At 36.4% G+C, this 24,589-nt stretch carries 28 protein-coding genes and 1 pseudogene; 11 read left to right on the top strand and 18 right to left on the bottom strand.

Annotation, left to right across the window (positions count from 1 at the left end):
- Positions 1-271: 271 nt before the first annotated feature.
- The 6 genes and pseudogenes from ACIY14_RS01500 to ACIY14_RS01525 all read left to right on the top strand — a co-directional run.
- Positions 272-319: pseudogene (locus ACIY14_RS01500) on the top strand (hypothetical protein); the annotation flags it as partial.
- 15 nt (positions 320-334) lie between these two features.
- A complete protein-coding gene (gene tet(M) / locus ACIY14_RS01505; protein WP_409001274.1) occupies positions 335-2,254 on the top strand; it encodes a tetracycline resistance ribosomal protection protein Tet(M) in 1,920 nt (639 codons plus the stop codon).
- 363 nt (positions 2,255-2,617) lie between these two features.
- On the top strand, positions 2,618-2,863 hold the full coding sequence (locus ACIY14_RS01510) for a hypothetical protein (RefSeq protein ID WP_001813542.1): 246 nt from the start codon (positions 2,618-2,620) through the stop codon (positions 2,861-2,863).
- Positions 2,860-3,195, top strand: a complete 336-nt coding sequence (locus ACIY14_RS01515) for a hypothetical protein (protein WP_000806926.1) — start codon at positions 2,860-2,862, stop codon at positions 3,193-3,195. The genes ACIY14_RS01510 and ACIY14_RS01515 overlap by 4 nt, the downstream gene beginning before the upstream one ends.
- A gap of 12 nt (positions 3,196-3,207) precedes the next feature.
- Positions 3,208-3,576, top strand: coding sequence for a hypothetical protein (locus ACIY14_RS01520; RefSeq protein WP_000567222.1), 369 nt, complete (start codon positions 3,208-3,210; stop codon positions 3,574-3,576).
- Positions 3,563-3,862 (top strand): DUF5960 family protein, encoded by a 300-nt coding sequence (locus ACIY14_RS01525; RefSeq protein WP_001072467.1) that lies wholly within the window; start codon positions 3,563-3,565, stop codon positions 3,860-3,862. The genes ACIY14_RS01520 and ACIY14_RS01525 overlap by 14 nt, the downstream gene beginning before the upstream one ends.
- A 117-nt stretch (positions 3,863-3,979) precedes the next feature.
- On the opposite strand, the gene msr(D) is transcribed toward ACIY14_RS01525, so the two are convergent.
- The 3 genes from msr(D) to ACIY14_RS01540 all read right to left on the bottom strand — a co-directional run bounded on the left by msr(D) (position 3,980) and on the right by ACIY14_RS01540 (position 7,336).
- Positions 3,980-5,443 (bottom strand): ABC-F type ribosomal protection protein Msr(D), encoded by a 1,464-nt coding sequence (gene msr(D), locus ACIY14_RS01530; RefSeq protein ID WP_000420313.1) that lies wholly within the window; start codon positions 5,441-5,443, stop codon positions 3,980-3,982.
- Positions 5,444-5,562: 119 nt separating this feature from the next.
- Entirely contained in the window at positions 5,563-6,780 is a 1,218-nt protein-coding gene (gene mef(A) / locus ACIY14_RS01535) for a macrolide efflux MFS transporter Mef(A) (RefSeq protein ID WP_000417519.1), read from the bottom strand.
- Between the two features lie 385 nt (positions 6,781-7,165).
- The gene (locus ACIY14_RS01540) at positions 7,166-7,336 is read right to left on the bottom strand and encodes a hypothetical protein (protein ID WP_000873143.1); all 171 of its coding nucleotides are present in this window, start codon (positions 7,334-7,336) and stop codon (positions 7,166-7,168) included.
- 521 nt (positions 7,337-7,857) lie between these two features.
- Between ACIY14_RS01540 and ACIY14_RS01545 the strand changes: the two genes are divergently transcribed.
- Positions 7,858-8,049, top strand: coding sequence for a cysteine-rich KTR domain-containing protein (locus tag ACIY14_RS01545; RefSeq protein ID WP_001860868.1), 192 nt, complete (start codon positions 7,858-7,860; stop codon positions 8,047-8,049).
- 59 nt (positions 8,050-8,108) lie between these two features.
- Here ACIY14_RS01545 and ACIY14_RS01550 read toward each other — a convergent pair whose 3' ends face one another.
- The gene (locus tag ACIY14_RS01550; RefSeq protein WP_001227347.1) at positions 8,109-8,462 is read right to left on the bottom strand and encodes a helix-turn-helix transcriptional regulator; all 354 of its coding nucleotides are present in this window, start codon (positions 8,460-8,462) and stop codon (positions 8,109-8,111) included.
- Between the two features lie 504 nt (positions 8,463-8,966).
- Here ACIY14_RS01550 and ACIY14_RS01555 point away from each other — a divergent pair.
- Both ACIY14_RS01555 and ACIY14_RS01560 read left to right on the top strand, forming a co-directional pair.
- A complete protein-coding gene (locus ACIY14_RS01555) occupies positions 8,967-9,389 on the top strand; it encodes a sigma-70 family RNA polymerase sigma factor (protein ID WP_000804885.1) in 423 nt (140 codons plus the stop codon).
- Positions 9,386-9,616 (top strand): helix-turn-helix domain-containing protein, encoded by a 231-nt coding sequence (locus tag ACIY14_RS01560; protein WP_000857133.1) that lies wholly within the window; start codon positions 9,386-9,388, stop codon positions 9,614-9,616. The genes ACIY14_RS01555 and ACIY14_RS01560 overlap by 4 nt, the downstream gene beginning before the upstream one ends.
- Before the next feature lie 225 nt (positions 9,617-9,841).
- Here the strand turns inward: ACIY14_RS01560 and ACIY14_RS01565 are convergent, their stop codons facing one another.
- The gene (locus tag ACIY14_RS01565) at positions 9,842-10,093 is read right to left on the bottom strand and encodes a hypothetical protein (RefSeq protein ID WP_001845478.1); all 252 of its coding nucleotides are present in this window, start codon (positions 10,091-10,093) and stop codon (positions 9,842-9,844) included.
- Between ACIY14_RS01565 and ACIY14_RS01570 the strand changes: the two genes are divergently transcribed.
- Both ACIY14_RS01570 and ACIY14_RS01575 read left to right on the top strand, forming a co-directional pair.
- Positions 10,077-10,280, top strand: a complete 204-nt coding sequence (locus ACIY14_RS01570; protein ID WP_000814511.1) for an excisionase — start codon at positions 10,077-10,079, stop codon at positions 10,278-10,280. The genes ACIY14_RS01565 and ACIY14_RS01570 overlap by 17 nt on opposite strands.
- An 81-nt stretch (positions 10,281-10,361) precedes the next feature.
- Positions 10,362-11,579 carry a tyrosine-type recombinase/integrase gene (locus tag ACIY14_RS01575; RefSeq protein ID WP_001291561.1) on the top strand — a complete coding sequence of 406 codons (1,218 nt, stop codon included), beginning with the start codon at positions 10,362-10,364 and terminating at the stop codon, positions 11,577-11,579.
- An 836-nt stretch (positions 11,580-12,415) separates the two neighbouring features.
- Here ACIY14_RS01575 and ACIY14_RS01580 read toward each other — a convergent pair.
- The 13 genes from ACIY14_RS01580 to ACIY14_RS01640 form a co-directional block, all read right to left on the bottom strand.
- Positions 12,416-12,544, bottom strand: coding sequence for a hypothetical protein (locus tag ACIY14_RS01580; RefSeq protein ID WP_256363417.1), 129 nt, complete (start codon positions 12,542-12,544; stop codon positions 12,416-12,418).
- Between the two features lie 51 nt (positions 12,545-12,595).
- Positions 12,596-15,409, bottom strand: coding sequence for a phage tail tip lysozyme (locus ACIY14_RS01585; RefSeq protein WP_000653457.1), 2,814 nt, complete (start codon positions 15,407-15,409; stop codon positions 12,596-12,598).
- Between the two features lie 11 nt (positions 15,410-15,420).
- Positions 15,421-17,733: a VirB4-like conjugal transfer ATPase, CD1110 family gene (locus tag ACIY14_RS01590; protein ID WP_409001275.1), complete on the bottom strand. Its 2,313-nt coding sequence runs from the start codon at positions 17,731-17,733 to the stop codon at positions 15,421-15,423.
- Positions 17,726-18,085 (bottom strand): PrgI family protein, encoded by a 360-nt coding sequence (locus ACIY14_RS01595; protein WP_001097591.1) that lies wholly within the window; start codon positions 18,083-18,085, stop codon positions 17,726-17,728. Before ACIY14_RS01595 ends, ACIY14_RS01590 begins: the two co-directional genes overlap by 8 nt.
- Positions 18,086-18,138: 53 nt before the next feature.
- Positions 18,139-18,993: a conjugal transfer protein TrbL gene (locus ACIY14_RS01600; protein WP_001054257.1), complete on the bottom strand. Its 855-nt coding sequence runs from the start codon at positions 18,991-18,993 to the stop codon at positions 18,139-18,141.
- A 16-nt stretch (positions 18,994-19,009) separates the two neighbouring features.
- Positions 19,010-19,252, bottom strand: a complete 243-nt coding sequence (locus ACIY14_RS01605) for a hypothetical protein (protein ID WP_000627865.1) — start codon at positions 19,250-19,252, stop codon at positions 19,010-19,012.
- Positions 19,253-19,272: 20 nt separating this feature from the next.
- Positions 19,273-21,150, bottom strand: a complete 1,878-nt coding sequence (locus ACIY14_RS01610; RefSeq protein WP_009014197.1) for a VirD4-like conjugal transfer protein, CD1115 family — start codon at positions 21,148-21,150, stop codon at positions 19,273-19,275.
- Positions 21,150-21,638: a hypothetical protein gene (locus tag ACIY14_RS01615; RefSeq protein WP_000093677.1), complete on the bottom strand. Its 489-nt coding sequence runs from the start codon at positions 21,636-21,638 to the stop codon at positions 21,150-21,152. The genes ACIY14_RS01610 and ACIY14_RS01615 overlap by 1 nt, the downstream gene beginning before the upstream one ends.
- Positions 21,628-21,927: a hypothetical protein gene (locus tag ACIY14_RS01620; protein WP_000869757.1), complete on the bottom strand. Its 300-nt coding sequence runs from the start codon at positions 21,925-21,927 to the stop codon at positions 21,628-21,630. The genes ACIY14_RS01615 and ACIY14_RS01620 overlap by 11 nt, the downstream gene beginning before the upstream one ends.
- 282 nt (positions 21,928-22,209) lie before the next feature.
- Positions 22,210-23,046, bottom strand: a complete 837-nt coding sequence (locus tag ACIY14_RS01625; RefSeq protein WP_016398732.1) for a nucleotidyl transferase AbiEii/AbiGii toxin family protein — start codon at positions 23,044-23,046, stop codon at positions 22,210-22,212.
- The gene (locus ACIY14_RS01630) at positions 23,046-23,636 is read right to left on the bottom strand and encodes a type IV toxin-antitoxin system AbiEi family antitoxin domain-containing protein (RefSeq protein ID WP_000227923.1); all 591 of its coding nucleotides are present in this window, start codon (positions 23,634-23,636) and stop codon (positions 23,046-23,048) included. The genes ACIY14_RS01625 and ACIY14_RS01630 overlap by 1 nt, the downstream gene beginning before the upstream one ends.
- A gap of 127 nt (positions 23,637-23,763) precedes the next feature.
- Positions 23,764-24,351, bottom strand: a complete 588-nt coding sequence (locus ACIY14_RS01635; RefSeq protein WP_409001276.1) for a CPBP family intramembrane glutamic endopeptidase — start codon at positions 24,349-24,351, stop codon at positions 23,764-23,766.
- Positions 24,352-24,353: 2 nt separating this feature from the next.
- Entirely contained in the window at positions 24,354-24,587 is a 234-nt protein-coding gene (locus ACIY14_RS01640) for a hypothetical protein (protein WP_000840776.1), read from the bottom strand.
- Positions 24,588-24,589 lie beyond the last annotated feature (2 nt).

Genomic DNA, 24,589 nt, shown 5'->3' on the forward strand with positions numbered 1-24,589 from the left:
TCTCTTTGATAAAAAATTGGAGATTCCTTTACAAATATGCTCTTACGTGCTATAATTTAAGTATCTATTTAAAAGGAGTTAATAAATATGCGGCAAGGTATTCTTAAATAAACTGTCAATTTGATAGTGGGAACAAATAATTGGATGTCCTTTTTTAGGAGGGCTTAGTTTTTTGTACCCAGTTTAAGAATACCTTTATCATGTGATTCTAAAGTATCCGGAGAATATCTGTATGCTTTGTATGCCTATGGTTATGCATAAAAATCCCAGTGATAAAAGTATTTATCACTGGGATTTTTATGCCCTTTTGGGTTTTTGAATGGAGGAAAATCACATGAAAATTATTAATATTGGAGTTTTAGCTCATGTTGATGCAGGAAAAACTACCTTAACAGAAAGCTTATTATATAACAGTGGAGCGATTACAGAATTAGGAAGCGTGGACAAAGGTACAACGAGGACGGATAATACGCTTTTAGAACGTCAGAGAGGAATTACAATTCAGACAGGAATAACCTCTTTTCAGTGGGAAAATACGAAGGTGAACATCATAGACACGCCAGGACATATGGATTTCTTAGCAGAAGTATATCGTTCATTATCAGTTTTAGATGGGGCAATTCTACTGATTTCTGCAAAAGATGGCGTACAAGCACAAACTCGTATATTATTTCATGCACTTAGGAAAATGGGGATTCCCACAATCTTTTTTATCAATAAGATTGACCAAAATGGAATTGATTTATCAACGGTTTATCAGGATATTAAAGAGAAACTTTCTGCCGAAATTGTAATCAAACAGAAGGTAGAACTGTATCCTAATATGTGTGTGACGAACTTTACCGAATCTGAACAATGGGATACGGTAATAGAAGGAAATGATGACCTTTTAGAGAAATATATGTCCGGTAAATCATTAGAAGCATTGGAACTCGAACAAGAGGAAAGCATAAGATTTCAGAATTGTTCTCTGTTCCCTGTTTATCACGGAAGTGCAAAAAACAATATAGGGATTGATAACCTTATAGAAGTGATTACGAATAAATTTTATTCATCAACACATCGAGGTCAGTCTGAACTTTGCGGAAAAGTTTTCAAAATTGAGTATTCGGAAAAAAGACAGCGTCTTGCATATATACGTCTTTATAGTGGCGTACTGCATTTGCGAGATTCGGTTAGAATATCGGAAAAGGAAAAAATAAAAATTACAGAAATGTATACTTCAATAAATGGTGAATTATGTAAAATTGATAAGGCTTATTCCGGGGAAATTGTTATTTTGCAGAATGAGTTTTTGAAGTTAAATAGTGTTCTTGGAGATACAAAGCTATTGCCACAGAGAAAAAAGATTGAAAATCCGCACCCTCTACTACAAACAACTGTTGAACCGAGTAAACCTGAACAGAGAGAAATGTTGCTTGATGCCCTTTTGGAAATCTCCGACAGTGATCCGCTTCTACGATATTATGTGGATTCTGCGACACATGAAATTATACTTTCTTTCTTAGGGAAAGTACAAATGGAAGTGATTAGTGCACTGTTGCAAGAAAAGTATCATGTGGAGATAGAACTAAAAGAGCCTACAGTCATTTATATGGAGAGACCGTTAAAAAATGCAGAATATACCATTCACATCGAAGTGCCGCCAAATCCTTTCTGGGCTTCCATTGGTTTATCTGTATCACCGCTTCCGTTGGGAAGTGGAATGCAGTATGAGAGCTCGGTTTCTCTTGGATACTTAAATCAATCATTTCAAAATGCAGTTATGGAAGGGATACGCTATGGCTGTGAACAAGGATTGTATGGTTGGAATGTGACGGACTGTAAAATCTGTTTTAAGTATGGCTTATACTATAGCCCTGTTAGTACCCCAGCAGATTTTCGGATGCTTGCTCCTATTGTATTGGAACAAGTCTTAAAAAAAGCTGGAACAGAATTGTTAGAGCCATATCTTAGTTTTAAAATTTATGCGCCACAGGAATATCTTTCACGAGCATACACCGATGCTCCTAAATATTGTGCGAACATCGTAGACACTCAATTGAAAAATAATGAGGTCATTCTTAGTGGAGAAATCCCTGCTCGGTGTATTCAAGAATATCGTAGTGATTTAACTTTCTTTACAAATGGACGTAGTGTTTGTTTAACAGAGTTAAAAGGGTACCATGTTACTACCGGTGAACCTGTTTGCCAGCCCCGTCGTCCAAATAGTCGGATAGATAAAGTACGATATATGTTCAATAAAATAACTTAGTGTATTTTATGTTGTTATATAAATATGGTTTCTTGTTAAATAAGATGAAATATTTTTTAATAAAGATTTGAATTAAAGTGTAAAGGAGGAGATAGTTATTATAAACTACAAGTGGATATTGTGTGCTGAGAGCTTTCTTCTATACTAATAGACGAAAGGGTGTGAAAATGATTTTTAAATGATACTGTGGAACGGAACAGTAGCCCTAGTATTGACTACTGTCGTTTCTATTCATATTGGCTATTCTAGGACTGAGATGAAAAAATCTATAAATGCTCAGAATAAAATTGAACCCGCAAATCTCCCCAAAACAATGGTGAGTCATGTACTTGTATTATTCCGAAAAAATACACCTCTGGTGCAGTGAGACAAATTGGTGTATCTTATAGTGGCTTCGTAGATGAAAGCTATACTCTACTATCACTCTTTGATGATGTAGAACAAATTGAAAAAGATAATAGACTTCAGACAGCTATTGATGTTGTCAGAGAACAGTTTGGTTTTTTAGCCATACAAAAAGGAACCGTCCTAACTGAAGGTTCCAGAAATATTGAACGCAGTAAACTTATCGGTGGTCATTCCGCGGGTGGATTGGAGGGATTAAAATGAAACAAGAAAAAAATACAGTACAATTTTCAGAAATCCGTAGCAAAGGATGTAATGATATTGAAATGCTTGAAAGATTTTTACATGGAATCGTTGAAACAGCAACTTCAAAACTTCGTCAGAGAAAACTCAAAACAACTGAAATATCGATACGACTAGTACATGCTAAATCTGAAAACCGATTACCATTGGAATTTACATTTAGCATTAAGCCAACAAGCTCATCTGTGATAATCTATACTGAGGTAATCAATCGCTTTAAAGAATGTTACACAGGTGGGGGAATTCAAGGTTTTACGATTCAATTTGATAAAAATACCCTTGCCTCTGCATAGAAAGGATTTGATATGATTGACCGTTCATATTTACCATTTCAATCAGCAAGAGAGTACCAGGATACAAAGATGCAAAAATGGATGGGCTTTTTCCTATCTGAACATGCATCAGCACTCTCTGATGATACAAACAAAGTAACGTACATGTCTGACTTATCACTAGAGAAGAAATTATTACTCCTCAGTCAAGTATACGCCGGGCAGCTACGCACACGCATTCAAGTGATTGAAAAAAACAAGCGTGTTTCCTACACTGGAACAATACCAAGTCTGACCAAAGATTTCATTTTGATAAAAACTACAACAGGTCACATCAATTTGAAATTAAAAGACATTATTAGTATTGAACTTGTCGAGGAGGTGCTCTATGAATCAGCTTGAGTTTCAGCGTAATCACCTACAAATGGACTATTATAGCGAGAGCTACCAAGATTTTGAACGTGACTTCTACCGCTACTCTAACATGAATATTCCATTGACCTTCCTAACTGATGATATCCTAAAAACAATGGCGACTTCACGTAAGAATTACTTTGTCCTCAATAAGGAAAAGTCCAGAGATAACCGCGATCACTTCTTCATATTTGAAGTAAGTACCGTAGATGAGAATCCGCTAATCTATCATTATACATATAAGAAAACTACAATATATTTAGCAGAAAAATAGGAGCAGTTCAATTGACTGTTCCTATTTTTAATATTCATAAAATCTAAAGTCTTTATACTCTTTAACAATGGAGTCGCCAACCAGAACAGACTATACTGACCAGCGACTACCTTAAATTTAATGTTTCAGATTTATTTTCTTATCTCTAATTTCATAAACTACATCTGCTACATTTTCGAGTAATCGTTTATCGTGGGTGATAAACACGATAGTTCCGGTGTACTCCTTCATTAGTATTTCCAAAGCCTCTAAACTTGGTATGTCAAGGAAGTTACTGGGTTCATCCATTATTAGGATGTTATATCTACCCATGAGCATTTTAGCAAGCAACAATTTTATAATTTCTCCACCGCTTAAAACAGATAAACTTTTTCCAATATCGTTCTGTTTGAACCCCATAGATGCTAGCACTGAACGAATTTCTGATATATTGTAGTCACAATCCTTCTGCATAAACTCCATAACATTCTGATTACTGTTGTACTTGTAACCATTCTGTGCAAAGTAACCTATTTTTGCCTTAGGCGAAATAGAAATTCCTTCTTCATGGTTTAAGATCATTTGGATTAAAGTTGTTTTTCCGATTCCATTACCACCAGTTAACGCCACTTTTGCTCCTAACGGAATTTGAAAAGATGCATTTTCAAACAGAGCCTTATCCCCAAATACTTTATTAATTTCTGCACCGACTATAGGGTATGGATTATGGAGCTCCAATGCTTTACTTTGCCTGAAACGAATTCTGCGAATGCCTTCCGGAGCTTCTACTTTTCCTAAGGCCGCAATCCTGTGCTCTAGGGTTTTAGCAGCATTATACATCTTTTTTTCCTTACTTCCTATTGATTTTTGATGAGCTAAACGCCCTCCGTCTTCAGTACTTTTTTTCTTTGAAGAACCTTTTGCCTTCTGTTCTATTTTACGAGCCTGTTTTCGCTTTTCCTCCGCAGCCCTTTCCAATCGGGCACGTTCCGCAATAAATTGTTCGTATTCTGCAGCTTGGCTCTTACGTTCTTCCTCTTTCTGACGAAGATAATCAGAATAGTTTCCCCAATACTCAGTGATTTTGCCATCTTTCAGTTCCCATATTTTATCTACTATTTCATCAAGAAAATAGCGGTCATGGCTAATAACTAACAGTGCACCTGTAAAATATTTTAGCTGTCCTATTAGAAAATCAATTCCTTCACGGTCTAAATGGCTCGTAGGTTCATCCGCTAAAATACCATGAACCTGTGCCGATAAGGCCTGTGCTATTTTAAGCCTTGTTTCTTCACCACCGCTCATAGTCTGTATATTTAATTGCTCAACACCTAGCTTGCCTACAAGTGCAAAATCTTTTTCCTCCTGCAGAGTTACTTCGTCCAACTGGGGAATATAGGCAAGTTCACCCAGACGATTCATTTTACATCCTGGGGGAGTTAATTCTCCTAAAAGTACCCTGAGTAAAGTGCTTTTTCCAGCACCATTTGCTCCTACTAAACCAATACGGTCATAATCATATACTTCTAATTCATTTATATCTAAAACATCGCGTCCTTTGAATTCCACACGAATGTCTTTTGCTTTTAATATTAATTCCATAACATTTCCTCCTGTCTATAATCGCATGCTTTCATTTGCTTGTATGCAGGGAAAACCCTGCGATTTTAGCAGGAAGAGTTACATGAAAATAAGATACATAAATATTCCTCCAATATTGTTTATTTTAAATCTAATTTTCTAACCTCAGTTATCATTTGGCAAACTATAGCAATGCCAATAATTAAAATACCTGATAGTAAAAACCAATGATTTACACCGATTTTATCAGCAAAGAATCCAGAAAGAATTAACCCAATTGGCATAGCAAGTGACATGATACTTCCGATCAAAGAAAATACACGTCCTAAATATTCAGGCTTAATTTTCTCCTGAAAAAGAGCTGTTTGCACACCGCTATAAAATGGCACCGAAAGCCCCATTATTGCACAGCAAACTACGAATATTACAAATCCATTTGGAGGAAGTATTCCCGAAACGGCTAAACTGGTCCCCATTATAAAAAATGAACTTGTTATTAGTAATACATGCTTTTCGAAGCCCCCTAATCTTCCTAATAATAAGCCTCCTGCTAGCATCCCAAATGCAAAGGAAATTTCCGTAATAGAAATATGCACAGGCGTTCCATTAAAGTGTTCCATGCTTATTAAAGGAAATAGTGCATTGATTGGCATATAAACAAAAGTATATAGTGTTCCTAAGAGTAATAAGGCAAACAATCCTTTGTTTTGTCTCAGAACCACAACTCCTTCTTTCATCTCCCTTATGAAATTTGGTTCTAAACTTTGCACTTGATTACCCAGCTTAGGTATACGTACAATTGCTACCGTAATAGATGCAATCACAGCACCCAATACGTCGATGGCAATAATAGCATTTAAATCCCAAACGGAGTATAAGAGTGCTGCAACTGCCGGACTAACAATATAGCTTATAGACTGCAAAGACTGACTATAGCCTGCGCATTTCGTTAGCTGTTCTTCTGGTACTAAAAGTGGTGTAACCGCATTGAGTGCTGGGGTATGAAAAGCTGTTCCAATGCTACGGATAAACAATACTATCATAATCATCCAGACAGGTAGCTCCATACAGAATGCAACAATAGCAAGCACTGCACCAGCTGCTGCGATAATTAAATCGGCACCAATCATTATCTTCTTCCTATCATGACGATCCACTAGCACACCAATGGCAGGTCCCAAAATCGCATAGGGTAAAAAACCTACTAATGAAGCCATAGACAAGACCATCGCAGATCCTGTTTTTTCTGTAAGGTAAAAAATAATCGCCATTTGCAGGATGGCACTAGTGATTAATGATACTGCTTGCCCTGCCCATATTGCATAAAATTTTCGTTTCCAATTGTTGTATTTTTCCATTTATATTATCTCCTGCATATTATTTTGCTTGAATTTCTATTTTGAATAGCATTCTAGGCAATAAAAAATGCAGGCCAAACCCCACAATGTGGCTTTTGGTCTGCATACATACAATTTGGAAACATTCATATTAAAGACATAGTTAAATAAAGGTATAGTTAAATAACCAATATCCTCACCGTAACTAATGAATGCTCAATATCGTATAAATAAGCACAACAAAAAAGCCTATCATCGGGTATAGATTCTGCTTTTTTTATTGCCAGCTTATCTTAAACGCATTGAGGCTGTCATAGTTTCGGTTCCTCCTACATCTTTGTTTATATCAATTTATAGTATAACACAACAAGATGATATGTTCAATATAAAAGTTATGGAATGAGACTCATACTTCCAATTCGATGCCAGATTTAAAGGATATGACGAAGTTTTCTTCATAGACTGTAACGCTCTGGATTATCTTCCTTAGTAGCAAGCGATTAGCTTTCACAAAATCTTCTGTTTGTAGTTTTAAAAATTCATCAGGATTTTCTAACTCAACCTCAAAATATTTCATTTTACATTCCCTCATTTCATTTATTGATAAATTGAGTTTGCAAAAAAGAGTGGACAATTTTTGTCTACTCTTAACCTTTAAAATAGTTTTTTTTAATCGATTTGAAGTTGCCTAAATTATTACTTATTCGGTAAAATGAAGTATTGCTTTCAACAGATTTCCTTCAACTACACTTCACTTGATTCAAACAAGGTGGGTACATTTCTATTCCCACAAACTCCTTGTCAATGGAAACAAACACGTACCCACAGGGTAAATGGAAATAGAAACTGATAATTTCTAGCTATCACTTCTACTCATTCCAAAAATTTTCTCACTCTGATACTTACCCACCATAAAGCAAAAAGCCTTGCAATCAAGGCTTTCATTATCCCTTTCGTTCAAAGGTTTCTAAGCTTTTACGAGCAGAGCGACACACTCAGCGGTTCGCTATCTCCGTTCTGTCTGCGTGCTAGCACTTGTCAATCACGGACAGCTATCGCATGGGCGGAAGTAAATGCTAATCTTCGTCGTTTTACTCCTTGACTAGCAAACTTACCGCCTCAACATGTCCTGTATGTGGAAATAAAACACGATTAAAGATAAGGGAAGATACTGAATTAAAAAAATTCCCCCTCTATTGTCCGAAATGCAGACAAGAAAATTTAATTGAAATAAAGCAGTTCAAAGTAACTGTGATTACAGAGCCAGACGCAAAGACGCAGAGCCGATAAAATGAGATTAATACAATCTCATTTTATCGGCTCTTTCCGTTATGTATGGATTCTTTTAATTAGTCTTCGATGTTTCTTGCTTCGTTGATACCGCTGGCTAAAGATTCCATTAAGGATAGTTCTTTGTCTGTAAAGCTATCCATGTATTTCTCTATCTGTAATCGTCGGGTGCTTTTTACCAAGTTATTAGCAGGTAAGAAAAATTCATCAACGGAAACATGAAGTAACGATACAAGGTCATAAAGAACTTGTATGCTGGGGTGTTGCCCTTTATTTTCAATATTAGTTAAGTACCGTGGGTCAATTTCAATCAATGCTCCCACTTGTTCACGAGTTAAACCTCGTTTCAATCGAGCTTCTTTAATGGCTAAACCAAAGGCTCTAAAATCATATTTATCTTCTTTTTTACGCATAGTAGACCACCTCTATACATTTTATTGTTCCTACTGAATTAAAAACAGGTATAGAAAAACGTGTTATATGGTTTATAGGTTTATATTTAATAAAAAGCACTACTAAACGCCAATAAAAAAAACCGTTATATGGTAGTGCTATTTACGCTGTTAAAATATTGTATATTACTTCCAAATGGCGGTTTGTTGGAGGTCAACGTCGCCATGAAGTACATCATATACAATAAATTTCCTTACATTGGGTTCTTGTCAAAAAAAGTCGTCTATCTGCAATAGATAAGTACGTCCACCAATGTGGTTTTATAAATCATATAGATAGAATAACAGAAGCATGTAAACAGAGAAATAAATCTGTTTATATGCTTTTTTGGCTATTCAGAACTTTTTTACAAAGTTTATTTATCAGTAATGCAACAAATCCCCCTTTCACATTGGGACTAAGAGTGAAAGGAGATAAACGAGCAAGGCTCACTTCCTTTCCTAGACAGAAAGGGGGTGAGAAACATGAAACCATCTTCTTTTCAGACCACAATAGAAAATCAGTTTGACTATATCTGTAAACGTGCTATGGAAGACGAGCGAAAGAATTATATGCTTTATCTTTCAAGGATTGCAAAGCGTGAGGTGTCCTTTTCGGATGTTGGCGATTATCTTGTTAGCCAGTTTGCGACAACAGATAACTATTCAACTGACTTTCAGATTTTTACACTCAATGGGTTATCAGTAGGCGTTGAAAATGATTTGTTGAGTGAAGCATTACGTGAGTTGCCAGACAAGAAACGTGAAATTCTACTGCTGTTTTACTTTATGGACATGAGCGATTCAGAAATTGCAGACCTGTTGAAATTGAACCGTTCTACTGTCTATCGGCATAGAACCAGTGGACTAGCCTTAATTAAAAAGTTTATGGAGGAATTTGAAGAATGAAAACACAATATCCTATGATTCCCTTTCCTCTCATTGTAAAGGCAACAGATGGCGATACCGAAGCGATTAACCAGATTCTACATCATTACAGAGGGTACATAACGAAGCGTTCCCTACGACTTATGAAAGATGAATATGGCAATCAAAGTATGGTCGTTGATGAAGTCTTACGTGGAAGAATGGAAACCAGACTGATTACAAAGATTTTGTCATTTGAAATTAAGTAATATCCTCTCTCCTTTCGTGGAAGCGTGCTAAACCATTCCACGCTTCCCGAACAGGGAGGTTTGTTATTCCACCAAAGCATATTGAGCTTTCAATGTGTTTTGATAGGCTAACGAGCCATTGTTCTTTGAAAACTGAATAAAAGTAATCGAATACGTTTCGATAAGAAAAGAGCCAACGGAACTAACCGCCATGACCTATCTTATAAAGATAGCGAGCGATTCATGTTAGTGATCCGAGAAGCAATCTTTAGCAGGATTGCCTGCAACGACATTCTTATCGTGATAATGATACTCCCATACAGTCAATAGTCCGAGCGTGATAAAACCGTCGCAGGCAATGAGTATGGCTACATGAGAACCATGCAGGGGTGGAACTCCCGTGAGCTTTGCTAAAGCTGTTCGATTGCTGGTAAAACAACTTTTATGAAATCCAAATAAGTGATTTGGAAAGGAGGATTTTATGAAGCAGACTGACATTCCTATTTGGGAACGTTATACCCTAACCATTGAAGAAGCGTCAAAATATTTTCGTATTGGCGAAAACAAGCTACGACGCTTGGCAGAGGAAAATAAAAATGCAAATTGGCTGATTATGAATGGCAATCGTATTCAGATTAAACGAAAACAATTTGAAAAAATTATAGATACATTGGACGCAATCTAGCGTCGCCAAAGGGTCTTGTATATGATAAAATAGTATTAAGTCGTATCAAGGCTCTTTCCATAAAGGAAAGGAGCAAATGCCATGTCAGAAAAAAGACGTGACAATAAAGGTCGAATCTTAAAGACTGGAGAGAGCCAACGAAAAGACGGAAGATACTTATACAAATATATAGATTCATTTGGAGAACCGCAATTTGTTTACTCGTGGAAACTTGTGGCTACAGACCGAGTACCAGCAGGAAAGCGTGATTGTATCTCACTTAGAGAGAAAATCGCAGAGTTACAGAAAGACATTCATGATGGTATTGATGTTGTAGGAAAGAAAATGACACTCTGCCAGCTTTACGCAAAACAGAACGCTCAAAGACCAAAGGTTAGAAAAAACACTGAAACTGGACGCAAATATCTTATGGATATTTTGAAGAAAGACAAGTTAGGTGTAAGAAGTATTGACAGTATTAAGCCATCAGACGCTAAAGAATGGGCTATTAGAATGAGTGAAAATGGTTATGCTTATCAAACCATCAATAACTACAAACGTTCTTTAAAGGCTTCATTCTATATTGCTATACAAGATGATTGTGTTCGGAAGAATCCATTTGACTTTCAACTGAAAGCAGTTCTTGATGATGATACTGTCCCTAAGACCGTACTAACAGAAGAACAGGAAGAAAAACTGTTAGCCTTTGCAAAAGCTGATAAAACCTACAGCAAAAATTATGATGAAATTCTGATACTCTTAAAAACAGGTCTTCGTATTTCAGAGTTTGGTGGTTTGACACTTCCAGATTTAGATTTTGAGAATCGTCTTGTCAATATAGACCATCAGCTATTGAGAGATACTGAAATTGGGTACTACATTGAAACACCAAAGACCAAAAGTGGCGAACGTCAAGTTCCTATGGTTGAAGAAGCCTATCAAGCATTTAAGCGAGTGTTAGCGAATCGAAAGAATGATAAGCGTGTTGAGATTGATGGATATAGTGATTTCCTCTTTCTTAATAGAAAGAACTATCCAAAAGTGGCAAGTGATTACAACGGCATGATGAAAGGTCTTGTTAAGAAATACAATAAGTATAACGAGGATAAATTGCCACACATCACTCCACATAGTTTGCGACATACATTCTGTACCAACTATGCAAATGCAGGAATGAATCCAAAGGCATTACAGTACATTATGGGACATGCTAATATAGCCATGACGCTGAACTATTACGCACATGCAACATTCGATTCTGCAATGGCAGAAATGAAACGCTTGAATAAAGAGAAGCAACAGGAGCGTCTTGTTGCTTAGTAGTACAAATGAATTTACTACTTATTTACCACTTCTGACAGCTAAGACATGAGGAAATATGCAAAGAAACGTGAAGTATCTTCCTACAGTAAAAATACTCGAAAGCACATAGAATAAGGCTTTACGAGCATTTAAGAAAATATAAAAAGATAATTAGAAATTTATACTTTGTTTACTGTTAAAATTTCTATTTCCTCTGAATCTCGAATAAAGGTCTTCAGCGAACTAAGAATTTTTTTCTATTACCTTAATAGTATCATAAATGAGGCTTGATTGAAAGCGTAAACATAGCTTTGATAAGTGATACAACTATTCTATACAAAATTTAAACATAAAACTTAGGTATACTTAATAAATGAGAATTTAAGTTAGCTATAACGAAGATAGTAGCATATGTAAAACTCTAAGCAGGCAGAGCCTGCTAACTCATGACAGAAAAAGATGTTTAGCCTATAGTGCTGTCATTAAAAAATCCTCACACATCACGCAAGGAAATCGCTAAATAAAACAGGCTTTGACCATGTCGGGATTAATTGCAGCACATTCCAAGGATCCAGCTTTTTCTTTTTTTTATAATCGAATTTCCCAAAGAGTAAGCAAGATGAAGGCCGTCATTGCTTATGCTCATAAGATTCTCAGAATCATTTACAAACTACTTTCCGCCAAGCATACTTATCAAAAAGAGAAGGGGCTAGGACTGAGGAAACAGTTCTAACGCCAAAACTAAAAAATTTCAATTACACGCTAGTACAGGAATTGATTTTTTACGCTTTCTTACTGTTTTTCCAAATAAAAAAGATGACTTACTGAACCTGTAAGCCACCTAATCAGTCGGTTTATTCTGGTGTCTGCCACCGCTTGGCCCGTACGTCCAAGATTGCTATCGGATTTTGTTCTGGTGTCCGCCACCGCTTGGCCCTTATGTCCAAGATTACTATCAGATTGACCATGAGCCGACCACTCATTTATAGACATATTGTATCTTTAAATAGCTACAATTTCAAGTGTAAACTCTTCTATTTGGTCGTATAAGCAAAACTGATGGCACTATCTGCTTGAGAGATTTTTCTAAAGGTATAGTTAGGGTTGCCCCCATAGTTGGTTTCAGACACAAGGAAAGAACCATCATCATAGACCTTCTCTACAAAAGCCACATGACCATAGCTGGCTGGTGTACCATGTGTACCTCCTACAAAAGAAACAATAGCACCTGCTCTTGGTGTAGAGCCCGTTTCCCCACCAAGACTTGAAGCTGTCGCAACCCAGTCTTGACCATTTCCCATGGTATTAATGATTGAAATCTTTTCTCCATTTCTACCTTTTAATTTTAAGCCTAACTGGTTCATACGAGCCGCAACACCCCATGTACATTGTCCATAAGCATAGGCCATACCATCTCCACCACCAGGAACAGAATGATCATACAAGTCCCCACGAACCCCTTCAAGGGATTGTGGATCACTTTTTGCCTGTCCTCCATTTGTTTGACTAAAGCCTTTTTCAATTTGGTAATACCATTCCGTTGCTCTGGTTTGTCTTTCCAGTAGTTTGTCACCAGAATTTCCCTCCCAATAGGTCAGAAAGAGTTGGGCCAGATTGGCTGCACTGCCTGTATTTTTAAAGAAATCCTTTAACCAACTTTGATAGTAAGGACTATCCCCATGAAGCATAAAATCAAGTTGTAGGTCTAAATCATACCATTTCTTATTTTGGGTGCGTGCATAATTTAACAAGGCTGTATGCCGTGTTGACCCATCTGCGGTATCTGTCCATTGCCCTAAACCTAGACCTCTATGAAGAATATTAGGATAAGCACCACTATAAATGGCTGGACCTCCAATCGCTAACCAGCTTTCATCATCCCATGAGGAATCGGTAGCGCCAACAGGAGGAGTTAAATAATCTCCTTCAGCTCGTTTAGGATTAATAGAAGACTCTACCGACCAATTTCCTAAAATTGCCGCAATGGCTTGGGGACTTGCCCCTTGAGATTTCAAAAACTCATAAATATGTTTTGCTCGTTCAAACTCATCCCCACCAAACTGACCAATGGCTGGTAAGATAGTGGTCTGAAGTTGAATGACTTTTGGAAAATAAAATTGCGGATTGACATACACAAATTTTTCTTTCTTGTTTTTATACTTTTGATAGGAAACTTTCAAACCTGTATCGTCTGGTGTTTCACCAATAATATCACCCGTTAGGACTCTTGTCCCCTCAATCGCACGGCCATTATGAATAGAATACAAGGTCAATCGACTCTCATTCTCTCCTTTTCCGTTAGTGAGAATAACATCATCTCCGTCTAGAGATACAACACCATCCATTGGTGCGACAATTGTTTGGTGAGCCTTCGCTTCTAGTAGAATATACTCCTGAAGAGTAGGTTTTCCGTCTAAATCATAGTATCCATAACGATAAGTCATGGTTAGACTATCTTCGTTGCTTTTCCCCTCAAATGGATTGTCCAATTCCTGCATGGAAGCATAGACACCCTCTTCTTTTAGTTCCTTTATTTCCTCTTGATCGTCTTTCGATAGTTTATACTTAGGAGTTTCATAGAGGTCTTGCATGGATTTCAAATCATCCCCATCGTTTAAATCATGCCACAAAGTAGACAGATAATCCTTGTAAGATTCTGAACTAAATAAGTGAACTGGTTTGTGTAACTCATAGTCATGGAATTTAAAGTTCATATAGCCCATCACATCATCAACTTTTGTGTAATAAGTAATTCCTTTGTCATTTGTGCGAGTATGTTCTGCATCTTCCCAAGTTAGGTGGGTATAAGCTTTTGTTAATTCAAATTCATCTTGTTGAATCAAACTAGCAGATGAAAATCCTAAAAAGAAGCTCATTATAAGTAAAAGAAGAAAGACTATTCCTCCAACTATCCAGGTTACAAGATTTCCAGCCGCAAATGTAAAGAAGGAAAAGGCTGCTTTTAGTTTTTGATAGATATTTCGGACACTTGTAAGACCTTGTTTCTTTAATTTTCGAAACCGATTTTTAAAAGAACTTGGGTTATCTTTCGCTAGTTTCCATCCTTTTCCATCCTTAAAATGATGGTATCGCTCTTTTGTGTTGGTCAGTCTTTTCTTGGTAAAACGACCTGTTGCTTGTCCTGTTTTGACACTAGCTTTTCCAAGGTTATAAGAAAGGCGACTGTAGCGTTTTCCTTTTCTAATTGTCTCTTGAAGTGTGTGATAACCTTCTAAATCTTCATTTTCTGAAGCTAACTCTCCACCTTCACGTCCAAGGACATAAAGAAAAGTTTTGGCTTTCCTACTGACTTTTTTGGACTTATAGACTTGTTTAGTAGATTTTAGATTCTCTTTTGCGGCCTTGACTTCTTTCTTAGCTTTTAATTCTTCTAAACTCTTCCCTTGAAAGAAAAAATTAGATTTATGTTTCGATTCCTGACCGTAGAAAAATTTTTGATTGGTTTTTCTTTCTTTACGACTCTCTTTTCTTTCTTCTTTTGCTTCTACCTTTGCTTCCTTAAATTGCTTCTTGGCTATTTTCAATCGTTTCCTAGCATGAGGCAACCGTCTGTCTCTTAATTCTTTGCGATTTAAAAGAGATGGAGGACTATTTTGAAGAATATGATTGTAGTCTTCATTTGCTTGTTTTACTCTAGCCTTTGAAGCTTCTCTCATCTCCTCTAGCTTTTCTTTTATCTCTTTTTTCCATGCTTTTTCATCCAGTCCAGCGGAATCTTTTTTCTGTTTCCTCACCTCCTTCTTTCCTTGTTTCAAGAATTTCTTCTCATCTTTTAGACTTCTTCTAAATGCCTTTCGGGCACGTATGATTTCTCTTTTATCCTTCATTTACCTTCCCCTTAATTAGAAGCCATTTTATCAGGATCTGTACTCATGATATCAAACAATTGAGTACCTTGAGGAATCTTATTTTTAAAGGGAACAACAACTGAACCAGCTTTTATCAGTCCTGCCCCTTTTTCTGGATTGACAAGGTATTTTTCAAGTTCTTTTGACAAGCCTAAGAGTTGAACCAGTTCTTCTCTATCATTTTTTGCTTGCTTGAGGAGAATCATAAATTCACTATTTGCAATAATCCGTCTACCATTTGGATCTAACAATAAGGTTTCGACGTTTTGAGTTATTCCAGTCGGACTGGCTCCATATTTTCTGACACGACTCCACAATTTAAAGAAGAAATCACTGGCATATTTATCTAATAAGAGAAGCTGCATTTCATCAAAATAAATCCAGGTCTTCTTCCCTAATTTTTGGTTCCGAACGACACGATTCCATATCTGATCAAAAACAACCATAAGGGCGATTTGTTTCAGCTCATCTCCTAACTTCTTAACGTTATAAATCAAGAAATTAGATCCTGTCTGAATATTGGTCTTATGAGAAAAAATATCAAGAGAACCTTCGACATACAGTTCCATATCAAGTGCCAAATTCTGCGCTTCTTCTTCTGGTTGTTGACTCAATACAAAGACCCATTCTTCCAAAGAAGGCTCTTTAAATGACTGATAGGTGAGCCTCGTAACTCGGTCGATAATCGATTTTTCTCTTCCATCCATTTTTCTATCCAATAACTTGCCGATAAAGGATAAAAGAAATTCTGATTTTACCTTTACAGGATCTTCATCCATATTTTCCTCAGACAAGTCAAGGACATTGAGATAGGTTTGGGAATCAGGCGCAATATCAATCATTTCTCCCCCAAAAGTCCGTCCAATGACACTGTACTCTGCTTCTGGATCCACGATGATAATTTCAGTATTTTCACCAGATTCCTTGATTTTGGTCGTGATAATTTCATGCTTGGTTGCCATCCCTTTCCCTGCTCCAGATGTTCCTAAAATCAGACCAGACGGTGTATTTAATAGGCTGCGATCAATGGTAATAATATTACTTGATATTTGATTGATACCGTAATATTTCCCACTACGGTCTTGTAGGTCTACTGAAGTCCAAGGTGAGTTCACTGCTATATTGGACGTTAATAAACTCCGTGATACTCCCTCTAAAAAATCACAACCAAATGGCAGCAAACTATTAAAGGCTGCTTCTTGCATATATGGTAGTTTATCAATCATTAGGTCATTTGAACCGGCCACTTGTTGGATAGTGTCTAGGGCTTGTTTAAGTTCTTCTTCATCCTGACCAAAAACACCAATCAAGAAGACTGTTTGAAACAGTTTATCTCCTGTCTCGGTCATGGTTTTTAAGAGTTCCTCAGCTTCATCGATATTGCTTTCTAATACATGACCTACTTTTTCCAAATAGATACCTGTACGAGCTAGTTTTTGTTGTTCCCCAATCTTTTGGGATTCCATCAAGGTCTTCTTTGTTCGTAGTTTCTTCATGGCATCCGCCTTAGTCGAACTTTGAGCATGAAGGCTCACAATCAATTCCAAATCTCCTTGCATGAGGTCTCGGATAAACTGATCCCCTAATTCCATGCCGTAGTCTCTCACATAGACAATCTGTAATAAGCGGTCATTGATTTGTAGGTAATTCTTGTTTTTAAAATCCAAGAGATTAGGTGCTATGAAGTGACGAGTTGTCTGACCCGATCTCGTTAAATCACGGTAAGAAAAAGGAAGATGGTGTTCTCCTCTAAGCATATCTGCCAACAAGTTGACACGGTCTTCTCCAGCCAAGGATTCAAATCGAGCATCAATTTCTGAGAAACCACTCTTGAAATATTCTCCAATTTGAGACAAGGAACGATAAGCTTGTTTGGGATTAGAATCCTTTCTACCAAAGCTAATCAGTTTCACAGCTGAAAAGTTATTTTCACCACTGTCTAAATTTTGATTCATCATTCGATTCAATTCTTTACGATAGGTATCATACCCATCTTCTTTCTCCTCATACAGAACACTCTGTCTAAACTTTTCTAAATTCAATCTTTTATTAAAGATGGTCAATTGGAAGTTGGCTTGGTCATCTAAAGAGTTAATCAAATCAGAATACTTCTCAATGATTGCGCCCTTATCTTCTAAACCAACGGTCTGGTAATTGACATCACCAAGTAAATAGCTTTGTGAGAAATAATCTTCTTTTACCTGCATCAGACCATTTTGATACAGGGCTTGATAGGAAAGAGTATTAGCCGTTGAGGGTAACACTTCCTCTTTTTTCCCTTTAACTTCTTTCTGATTAGTCATTGAAGTTTTTTGTTTCTTTAATGTATTTGATTTTCTTTTCATGTTCAGATCCTTTCTTTCCTGTAATTGTGCGTAGGGGAACCGTTAATTCAAAATGAAGACGGTATTTCAAATAATGTTCAAAATATAAATCATTGGGTTTATAGACTCCAAAAAGCATGAGGGGGATGGTAAAGGCAAACACAAAACCGTAAACAAACCAATCTCCAAATTGCCAGAAAAAGAGATTCAAGCCCAAAACAATAATTGTGACAATAAAGGCTGGTAAAACAAAGATGATTTGTCTTGTGGTGAAACCTAACCAAGCCCTGTGTTGGTATTTTGAGATGTCTTTAAAGACACGTGTATTCATGACTTTCCTTTCTAAAAAGGCTAAGAAGCAATCACTTCCTAGCCTTTATCTAATTACATACCTAAAATTGAGCGAGCCGTACGTTGAGAACCAACGAGGGCAATAATTAGTAAGATAGCTTGTACCAAACTACCAAACATAATCGCAAGTGATTGCAGGACTCCTGCACCATTTGAAACAGCTATTTTTCCAGCAGATTCAAACAAAGGAACAAGAGAAACAATCAGAAAAATAAGAACCCCTTGTACCGCATAGACCATAATATTTTTTAAATAGCCAATACCAATAGACTTCCATTCATCACTTAAAAATGTTGGAATCGTAAGAGGGGCAAATGGGATCATAAGGTAGAGTTGAATAAATCGAATAGATACTAAAAGATTAACCATGGCTGCACTTACTATCCGAACAAGCCAAATGAGGAGGGCAAAAAAGCCCACAATCATCCGGCCAATAAATCCTGAACCTTTTAATCCAGAGATGGTATCATACTTTGCCCCACCGTGAGCCACAATCGAGGCCACTTGTTCAATGGCGTGACTCGCAATCCCGATGATGGCTTCTACAATAACGGTAGTGTTGGTAATTACAACTGCGACCATAATATAACTAATCAACATCGGCGCTAAGGCTTCAAAGGTCATCGCTCCACCAGAGTTAGCAATTTTCTTTGCCATCTTCGAAAATTCTAGGATGAGAACAACTGATAAAATCGCAACTCCAAGAGGCTGCATGACACTTTTAGTAATACTAGACATATAAGTCCAAACAGTTGGATTGTAGCTAGATAGAGATTTAATCAGATCTACCGTAGATTGTAAATCCACATTAAATCCTTCAAATAAATTTTCAGCTGATATTTTTTCAGATGCAAGGTAAACAAAGGGTGAGACTAAACTAAGATTCATGTCATTGTTTATCCTCCTAAATTGAAATTTGAGTTACAAAGGCTCCAGCAGCTCCGACCATAACACCACCGACAATTTCAAGAATGGCATTTCGAACACCTGGTCCACCATCTTTAATGTTGGTTGCAAGATTGACAATCCCCACAACAACGAGAAAGGCACCAACCGCAATCAATCCCTTCTGCAATAAAGACATAGCTTGTGCAAACATAGCACTTGCGTCAACTCCATAAACAAAACCTTTAAAATGCGTAATCATCTATTTCCTCTTTTCTATTTTTATTTTAAACTAGATTCAAAAGTTAAATCACGAATTTTAAGGCCTTCAAGATGATTTTCTTGTCTTTGATTCAAAGGATTGATTTGATAGTTCCACCACCGTTCATCGGTTTCTTGATTGGCTAGGTACTTCCAGTTTGGATGCTTAGTAGAATTGTATTTTTTGCTTTTAAAGACAGGCATATTGGCAATTCGAACCAAGCATTCATGCCGTTTCATATTTCCGACTTCATCAGGTGTCATTAAATCACGAGCAATCTTTTGATGAGAAAGGGATCCTGAACCTGTCTGGCCAAAGGAACGACTAGTATTTCGAACATCAATGGTTTGTTTACCGAGTAAGCCACTCATAAATTTAAAGGTATCTTCATCATTCCCACCTAAGTAGACTAAGCTATCACAGTTCCCCAAAATGGTTTTCCAAGCTTCTTTTTCTTTATAGAGCCCTTGAAGTTGGGCAATATTTTGTAGAATAGGAACGAGACTCATGTTCCGAGAGCGGACTGTTGAGGTTTGTTCAGCAAAATCTGGGATTTCTCCGATATTTGCGAACTCATCTAAGTAAACTCTCACATGAAGAGGCAATTGACCCTTAAAATCAATATCTGCTTGTCTTGTTAGGGTTTGAAATGCGGTTGAAAAAAAGAGGGCTGAAAGAAAGCGAAAGGTACTATCGTTATCTGGGATAACTAAGTAAACCATTGATTTTTCCTGGCCCCATGTCTTCATATCGAGGGTATCTCTTTTGGTCAAATCCATGACACTTTGAATATTGAAGAGGGCAAATTTAGCAGTGGTTACAGCTATAACAGAATCCAGAGTCTTATCCTTATAATTTTGGAAATCTGCCCAATTTCGCATGGTAAAATTTTCAGTCCCATACTTTTTAGCATAATTTTCAAATAGAATTTCTAAGACACTTTTTTCTTGGTTTTCACCTTTGGATAAGTGTTTAATGAGTTTTGAGATTTCAGCAAAACTTGGATAACGCCCTCGTTTTTTTCGCTCTTCCACTTCTTTTTTTTGACGTTTCAACAAGTTTTGGTATTCTGTTTGACTCAAACGACTTTCTTCTATGAGCTGTTCTCTTGTTTTAGGTGGGTTATAGAAATCGACCAAGTAAGAGGCTAAAGCTCGTACCAAAGTCATAGAAGCTTCATCCCAAAATGGATCACTACGGGAGCCAGAGCCTTTGGTGTTATTGAAATAAACCGTCAGCATGCGATTCAAATCATTTTCTGTCTCTATATAGCGAAAAGGATTGAAGCCATCTGAGTTCTTCATATTAACTAAATCTAACACCTTTACTTGGTAGCCATGTTCTAAAAAGAGTTTGCCTGTTTTTTCGGCCAAGTGATCTTTAGGATCCACTACAATATTAGAACTATTCATCTGAATCAGATTGGGTTTCACAAAGCGAAATGTCTTCCCACTTCCTGAACCTCCGATCACCGCAATATTCTTATTTCTATCATATTGGGGTGGTTTTTTATCTAATAATGTCAAACGAACATCTTGAGCTAAGATCGTATCATGAGAAAATTCCTTACCGTAAAAGAGATTCTTTTCTTTTAGAGTTCCAAAACGGGCGCTCCCGTATTCTACTCCTTCTCGATATTGTTTCTTACCGGTCTCTAGATAGAGATAAACCAGCAACATCATCACAAAGCCTAGTAGAAAAAAAGCACTTGATTTTCCAGTGAAAGAAATATTCCATGGCGACTGAAGAACTTCCTCTTGACCTTCCATCAGGAGACGAGTCCATTTATCTAAAGTATTTCCAGTATAGGAATCATACAAAAGCGTCAAACGATGAAAAAGATAGCCTAGTAAGATGCCTAACAGTGAGAATAGTAGGAATTTCTTTCCACTGTACATCATCTCACCATCTCTTTCTGTTTGACGGCCCCTTCTTGTCTAAAGGTAATTTGGGATTTAGCCTCATCAATTGCATCGTCTAATGACTTATCCATGGTAAAATCAGCTAATTTCTCCGGATCATTAACCATTTTTTCTAACAGATGGTCTAAATGATTGTCTAGAATCGAACGGTCTTTCGTGTAGAAATGCAGAGAATCTCCTTGCCAAGCGATGGCTAAAGGAATCTCTTCTTTTTCTAAAAAAGCTTTAAATTTCTCTATATCAATTGGTTTGTCTAAGAAATCTTTTTTCAGATTAATCGTATCAATCGAATAAGGAGATTGTAGCAATTCTTCTAATTTCTGCACCCCTATCTTATAGGCGGAATCCTGTGCTAAAGCCTGACGTCTAGACCATTCTAGAATCTTTAAAAGACTTTTGACAGTGAATAAAAGACTACGCTCAGCATATTGAACTGCCATTCGTTCCTGTTGTTCAGAGGACATCTGATGCCTCCTTCTTCACAAATAGCAGCTTTTCTTCCTTATAACGATAAGCTATCAATTTCTGACGTTGCTTAATCGACTTGACAACCTTCAGTAGATCTCTCGAATAAGGTTCTCGAAGAGTAACTTCTACTGCTTTCCCATTAAAGATACCAACACGTTTAAATTCAATGTAGTCTTTTTTGAGATGTCCTAAGCCCATACCAAAAGGAAAGTGATGAATCAATTGGATGGTACAACCACCTTTATTTCCCATTTGTTTCAAATCATACAAGTTTACTACCTTCATGATTAACTCCTTTATCTAGTTTGTCGCATCGTTTAAGTCTGGTAACGATAAACTCCGTGTCTGTTAGAAAATTCTCACACACGTCTTGTGCCAGTTGCCCTTCACAGGGAAATACTCTCAGTCCCTACTTACACAGGCACGCTAATCAAGACGGAGTGGATTCAATTTTCAAAGAACAGGTAGCTTTATTATAGATAAGAGTAGTTGAAATTTTTATCACATTTTTAAGATTGTTGGAATAAAAAAAGCAACTCACTGCTTTACGAATGAGTTACTTTTGCACTAAAATATTTGTTGCATAATTTCCCTAATAACCTGAACAGAGTTATCAAATGAGATATCTTTAGCATACTTAAATTGGCGTTGATAACGAATCCATAGCTCTTTCTGATAATCAGAAATTTCAATTCCTCTCACTTGTTCTTCCCAATTATAAATAGTATCTTTACTTTTACGTTTTTCTGCCGTATTCTCAAGTGCATTTTTTAATACTTCAAGATTAATCTCTTCTTTTCTAAGTTTATACAAGGTGAAAAGATCATATCGATCACGTGGGCGTGTCGAAGCTAATCCCCTACTAATGATCGTTTCTAACTTTTCAGCAAGTACAGTCTCTAGATTATATGTCCATATCTTGATGCTTTCATTAGTAAAGATAGAAGTCATTGAATAAGTAATTTCTCTTGGTGTGATCTTATCACCAGTAGTAATGTCAATAAAAACAACCTCCTTTAATGTATCAAAAGTTGCATTTAATTTTAATGAAAATCCACCATATTCATCATCTTGGCGAATAGGTTCTAGCTTATCTACTGAAAATGAAAATCCATCAGTATTAGAACAAAGAATCTCTTCAAAGATATGAATCAAATTTTCTCTGCTCATTTCGGTTCCCTTCAGAGTGACATCTAAATCCATTGTGGTTCGCTTATCTAGTCCAATCATTTGACCTATTAGATACCCTCCTTTTACAATGAAGGAATCTCTATAAGAACTAGTAGAAATCAGCTTTAACACTTGCTCAATTAAATAATGTTGTTGTACTTGTTGAGCTGGAATTCCCTTATCTTTTGAAATGTTTTTGATTTTTGCTTTAAAGCTATTCGCATTTGAAAACATTAAGATAGTACCTCCGTATAAGATTGTAACTTATCAGTTACTTTAAATAGTTGGGCATAATAAAATAATTTGTGTAAATGAATTTGATTCTGTTGAAAATATTTCTTAAACGCTGGTGCAATAATTTGAAGATCCACCTGATGAACTGGTCTTAGACATTCAACCAAAACACGTTCAACTTCATAAACTTTAATAAATTGACCAGGAAGACGCTCTATTTCAATAATTCCTTCACTATAGTGAGAGCGTAAAATAATAGGACATATATCTGCTTCCTTAATGTTTTTGGTATTCGTACCATAAGGAAAACTCATCGTCATGTTAAAAGGGATAGTCAAAGATAAACCATGTAACCAAAGTGCTGTCTCCAAAGAATAGATTCCCTTTGGAAATCGATACTGAAGGACAAACCACTCATCTAAATAAATATCAGGTAAGCGATATAGCCCTTTTTCTTCAGCATCGATTTTTCCTTCTGTAATCATTTTCAATAAGGTTTTGTAGTGTAAATTTTCATCTATTACTTGTTTAAAAGTTAAAAAACCATACTGATTGAAATAGTTCATCAGTTTTTCTCTTTTATCAACCATATCATTCTCCTTTATTAGAAACAAAATACTAACATCTTCTATATATGTTAGCATTTTATTTCTTTAAAATCAATTCATTTAGTTTTTTATTTCAAACTGAATCTATAAGTAAGACAGACCACCTATTTTAAACAAGCATCAAACTATAAACTAGTAGGTTCCACACCAAATGTAGCCCCATACTGCCCCATAAATCCGATTTATAGCGCACCATCCCTAAAAACATTCCCAATGAAACATACAAACACCAAGCTAGAATGGTTCCTGGATGATGTACTAAGGCAAATAAAACACTTGTCAAAGCAACTTGAATATCTAATTTTCTAACCAAGTTCCATAAAATTTCTCGATACAGAAATTCTTCAACCATACTCGCATTGATTAAAAACAATAAAAATGAAAACCAAGGAACTTGATGTTGAAGCCCAATTAAGTTTGCTTGATTCGTGGTTCCTTGAGCATGGATTAGGCTAAAACATAGACTTATAATCAGTAGGCTAACAAATCCAACACCAAGCCATTTCATCCTAGTTTTCATATTGATCTTATGAGCTTGTTTGCGTTGATCATACATCCATAAAAAAGAAATGAGCGACGCTCCATAGAGAATCTCTAGTATAGTTAACTCACCGATACAAAGAAATTTCAGTAAGTATAGAGATACCAATAGGACATTTACTTGTTGGAATATATAAACTGGAATTATTCTTTTCATAGTTACCTCCGAAATAAATCTTCATAATCTAAATCTAATACCTGCACAATCCTTTCTACCCATGGACTTTGAGGCATTCGTTGTTCCATCTTATAGTGACGAATCTTTTGATACAAACGATTCAATTCACTTGGATAGTGAAACTCTCCCGCAAACATTTTTCTGGTTAACTCAATCCAGCTGATATTTCTTTCAGCCAAAATAATGGACAAGTTCTCCCAAAATCGTTCTGCCATAT

Source organism: Streptococcus sp. ST16 (assembly GCF_046098135.1).
Classification (GTDB): Bacteria; Bacillota; Bacilli; order Lactobacillales; family Streptococcaceae; genus Streptococcus.

What these genes read in the sequence shown, in the direction of transcription:
- ACIY14_RS01620 (WP_000869757.1), bottom strand. Translation starts at nt 21,927, where the DNA reads ATGAAGGTAGTAAACTTGTATGATTTGAAACAAATGGGAAATAAAGGT.
- ACIY14_RS01555 (WP_000804885.1), top strand. Translation starts at nt 8,967, where the DNA reads ATGAAACCATCTTCTTTTCAGACCACAATAGAAAATCAGTTTGACTAT.
- ACIY14_RS01560 (WP_000857133.1), top strand. Translation starts at nt 9,386, where the DNA reads ATGAAAACACAATATCCTATGATTCCCTTTCCTCTCATTGTAAAGGCA.
- ACIY14_RS01580 (WP_256363417.1), bottom strand. Translation starts at nt 12,544, where the DNA reads ATGAGTGGTCGGCTCATGGTCAATCTGATAGTAATCTTGGACATAAGG.
- ACIY14_RS01630 (WP_000227923.1), bottom strand. Translation starts at nt 23,636, where the DNA reads ATGGTTGATAAAAGAGAAAAACTGATGAACTATTTCAATCAGTATGGT.
- ACIY14_RS01625 (WP_016398732.1), bottom strand. Translation starts at nt 23,046, where the DNA reads ATGTTTTCAAATGCGAATAGCTTTAAAGCAAAAATCAAAAACATTTCA.
- ACIY14_RS01525 (WP_001072467.1), top strand. Translation starts at nt 3,563, where the DNA reads ATGAATCAGCTTGAGTTTCAGCGTAATCACCTACAAATGGACTATTAT.
- ACIY14_RS01565 (WP_001845478.1), bottom strand. Translation starts at nt 10,093, where the DNA reads ATGTCAGTCTGCTTCATAAAATCCTCCTTTCCAAATCACTTATTTGGA.
- ACIY14_RS01635 (WP_409001276.1), bottom strand. Translation starts at nt 24,351, where the DNA reads ATGAAAAGAATAATTCCAGTTTATATATTCCAACAAGTAAATGTCCTA.
- ACIY14_RS01640 (WP_000840776.1), bottom strand. Translation starts at nt 24,587, where the DNA reads ATGGCAGAACGATTTTGGGAGAACTTGTCCATTATTTTGGCTGAAAGA.
- ACIY14_RS01585 (WP_000653457.1), bottom strand. Translation starts at nt 15,409, where the DNA reads ATGAAGGATAAAAGAGAAATCATACGTGCCCGAAAGGCATTTAGAAGA.
- ACIY14_RS01590 (WP_409001275.1), bottom strand. Translation starts at nt 17,733, where the DNA reads ATGACTAATCAGAAAGAAGTTAAAGGGAAAAAAGAGGAAGTGTTACCC.
- ACIY14_RS01610 (WP_009014197.1), bottom strand. Translation starts at nt 21,150, where the DNA reads ATGTACAGTGGAAAGAAATTCCTACTATTCTCACTGTTAGGCATCTTA.
- ACIY14_RS01595 (WP_001097591.1), bottom strand. Translation starts at nt 18,085, where the DNA reads ATGAATACACGTGTCTTTAAAGACATCTCAAAATACCAACACAGGGCT.
- ACIY14_RS01540 (WP_000873143.1), bottom strand. Translation starts at nt 7,336, where the DNA reads ATGAAATATTTTGAGGTTGAGTTAGAAAATCCTGATGAATTTTTAAAA.
- ACIY14_RS01515 (WP_000806926.1), top strand. Translation starts at nt 2,860, where the DNA reads ATGAAACAAGAAAAAAATACAGTACAATTTTCAGAAATCCGTAGCAAA.
- ACIY14_RS01550 (WP_001227347.1), bottom strand. Translation starts at nt 8,462, where the DNA reads ATGCGTAAAAAAGAAGATAAATATGATTTTAGAGCCTTTGGTTTAGCC.
- ACIY14_RS01575 (WP_001291561.1), top strand. Translation starts at nt 10,362, where the DNA reads ATGTCAGAAAAAAGACGTGACAATAAAGGTCGAATCTTAAAGACTGGA.
- ACIY14_RS01615 (WP_000093677.1), bottom strand. Translation starts at nt 21,638, where the DNA reads ATGTCCTCTGAACAACAGGAACGAATGGCAGTTCAATATGCTGAGCGT.
- ACIY14_RS01570 (WP_000814511.1), top strand. Translation starts at nt 10,077, where the DNA reads ATGAAGCAGACTGACATTCCTATTTGGGAACGTTATACCCTAACCATT.
- ACIY14_RS01605 (WP_000627865.1), bottom strand. Translation starts at nt 19,252, where the DNA reads ATGATTACGCATTTTAAAGGTTTTGTTTATGGAGTTGACGCAAGTGCT.
- ACIY14_RS01520 (WP_000567222.1), top strand. Translation starts at nt 3,208, where the DNA reads ATGATTGACCGTTCATATTTACCATTTCAATCAGCAAGAGAGTACCAG.
- ACIY14_RS01600 (WP_001054257.1), bottom strand. Translation starts at nt 18,993, where the DNA reads ATGAATCTTAGTTTAGTCTCACCCTTTGTTTACCTTGCATCTGAAAAA.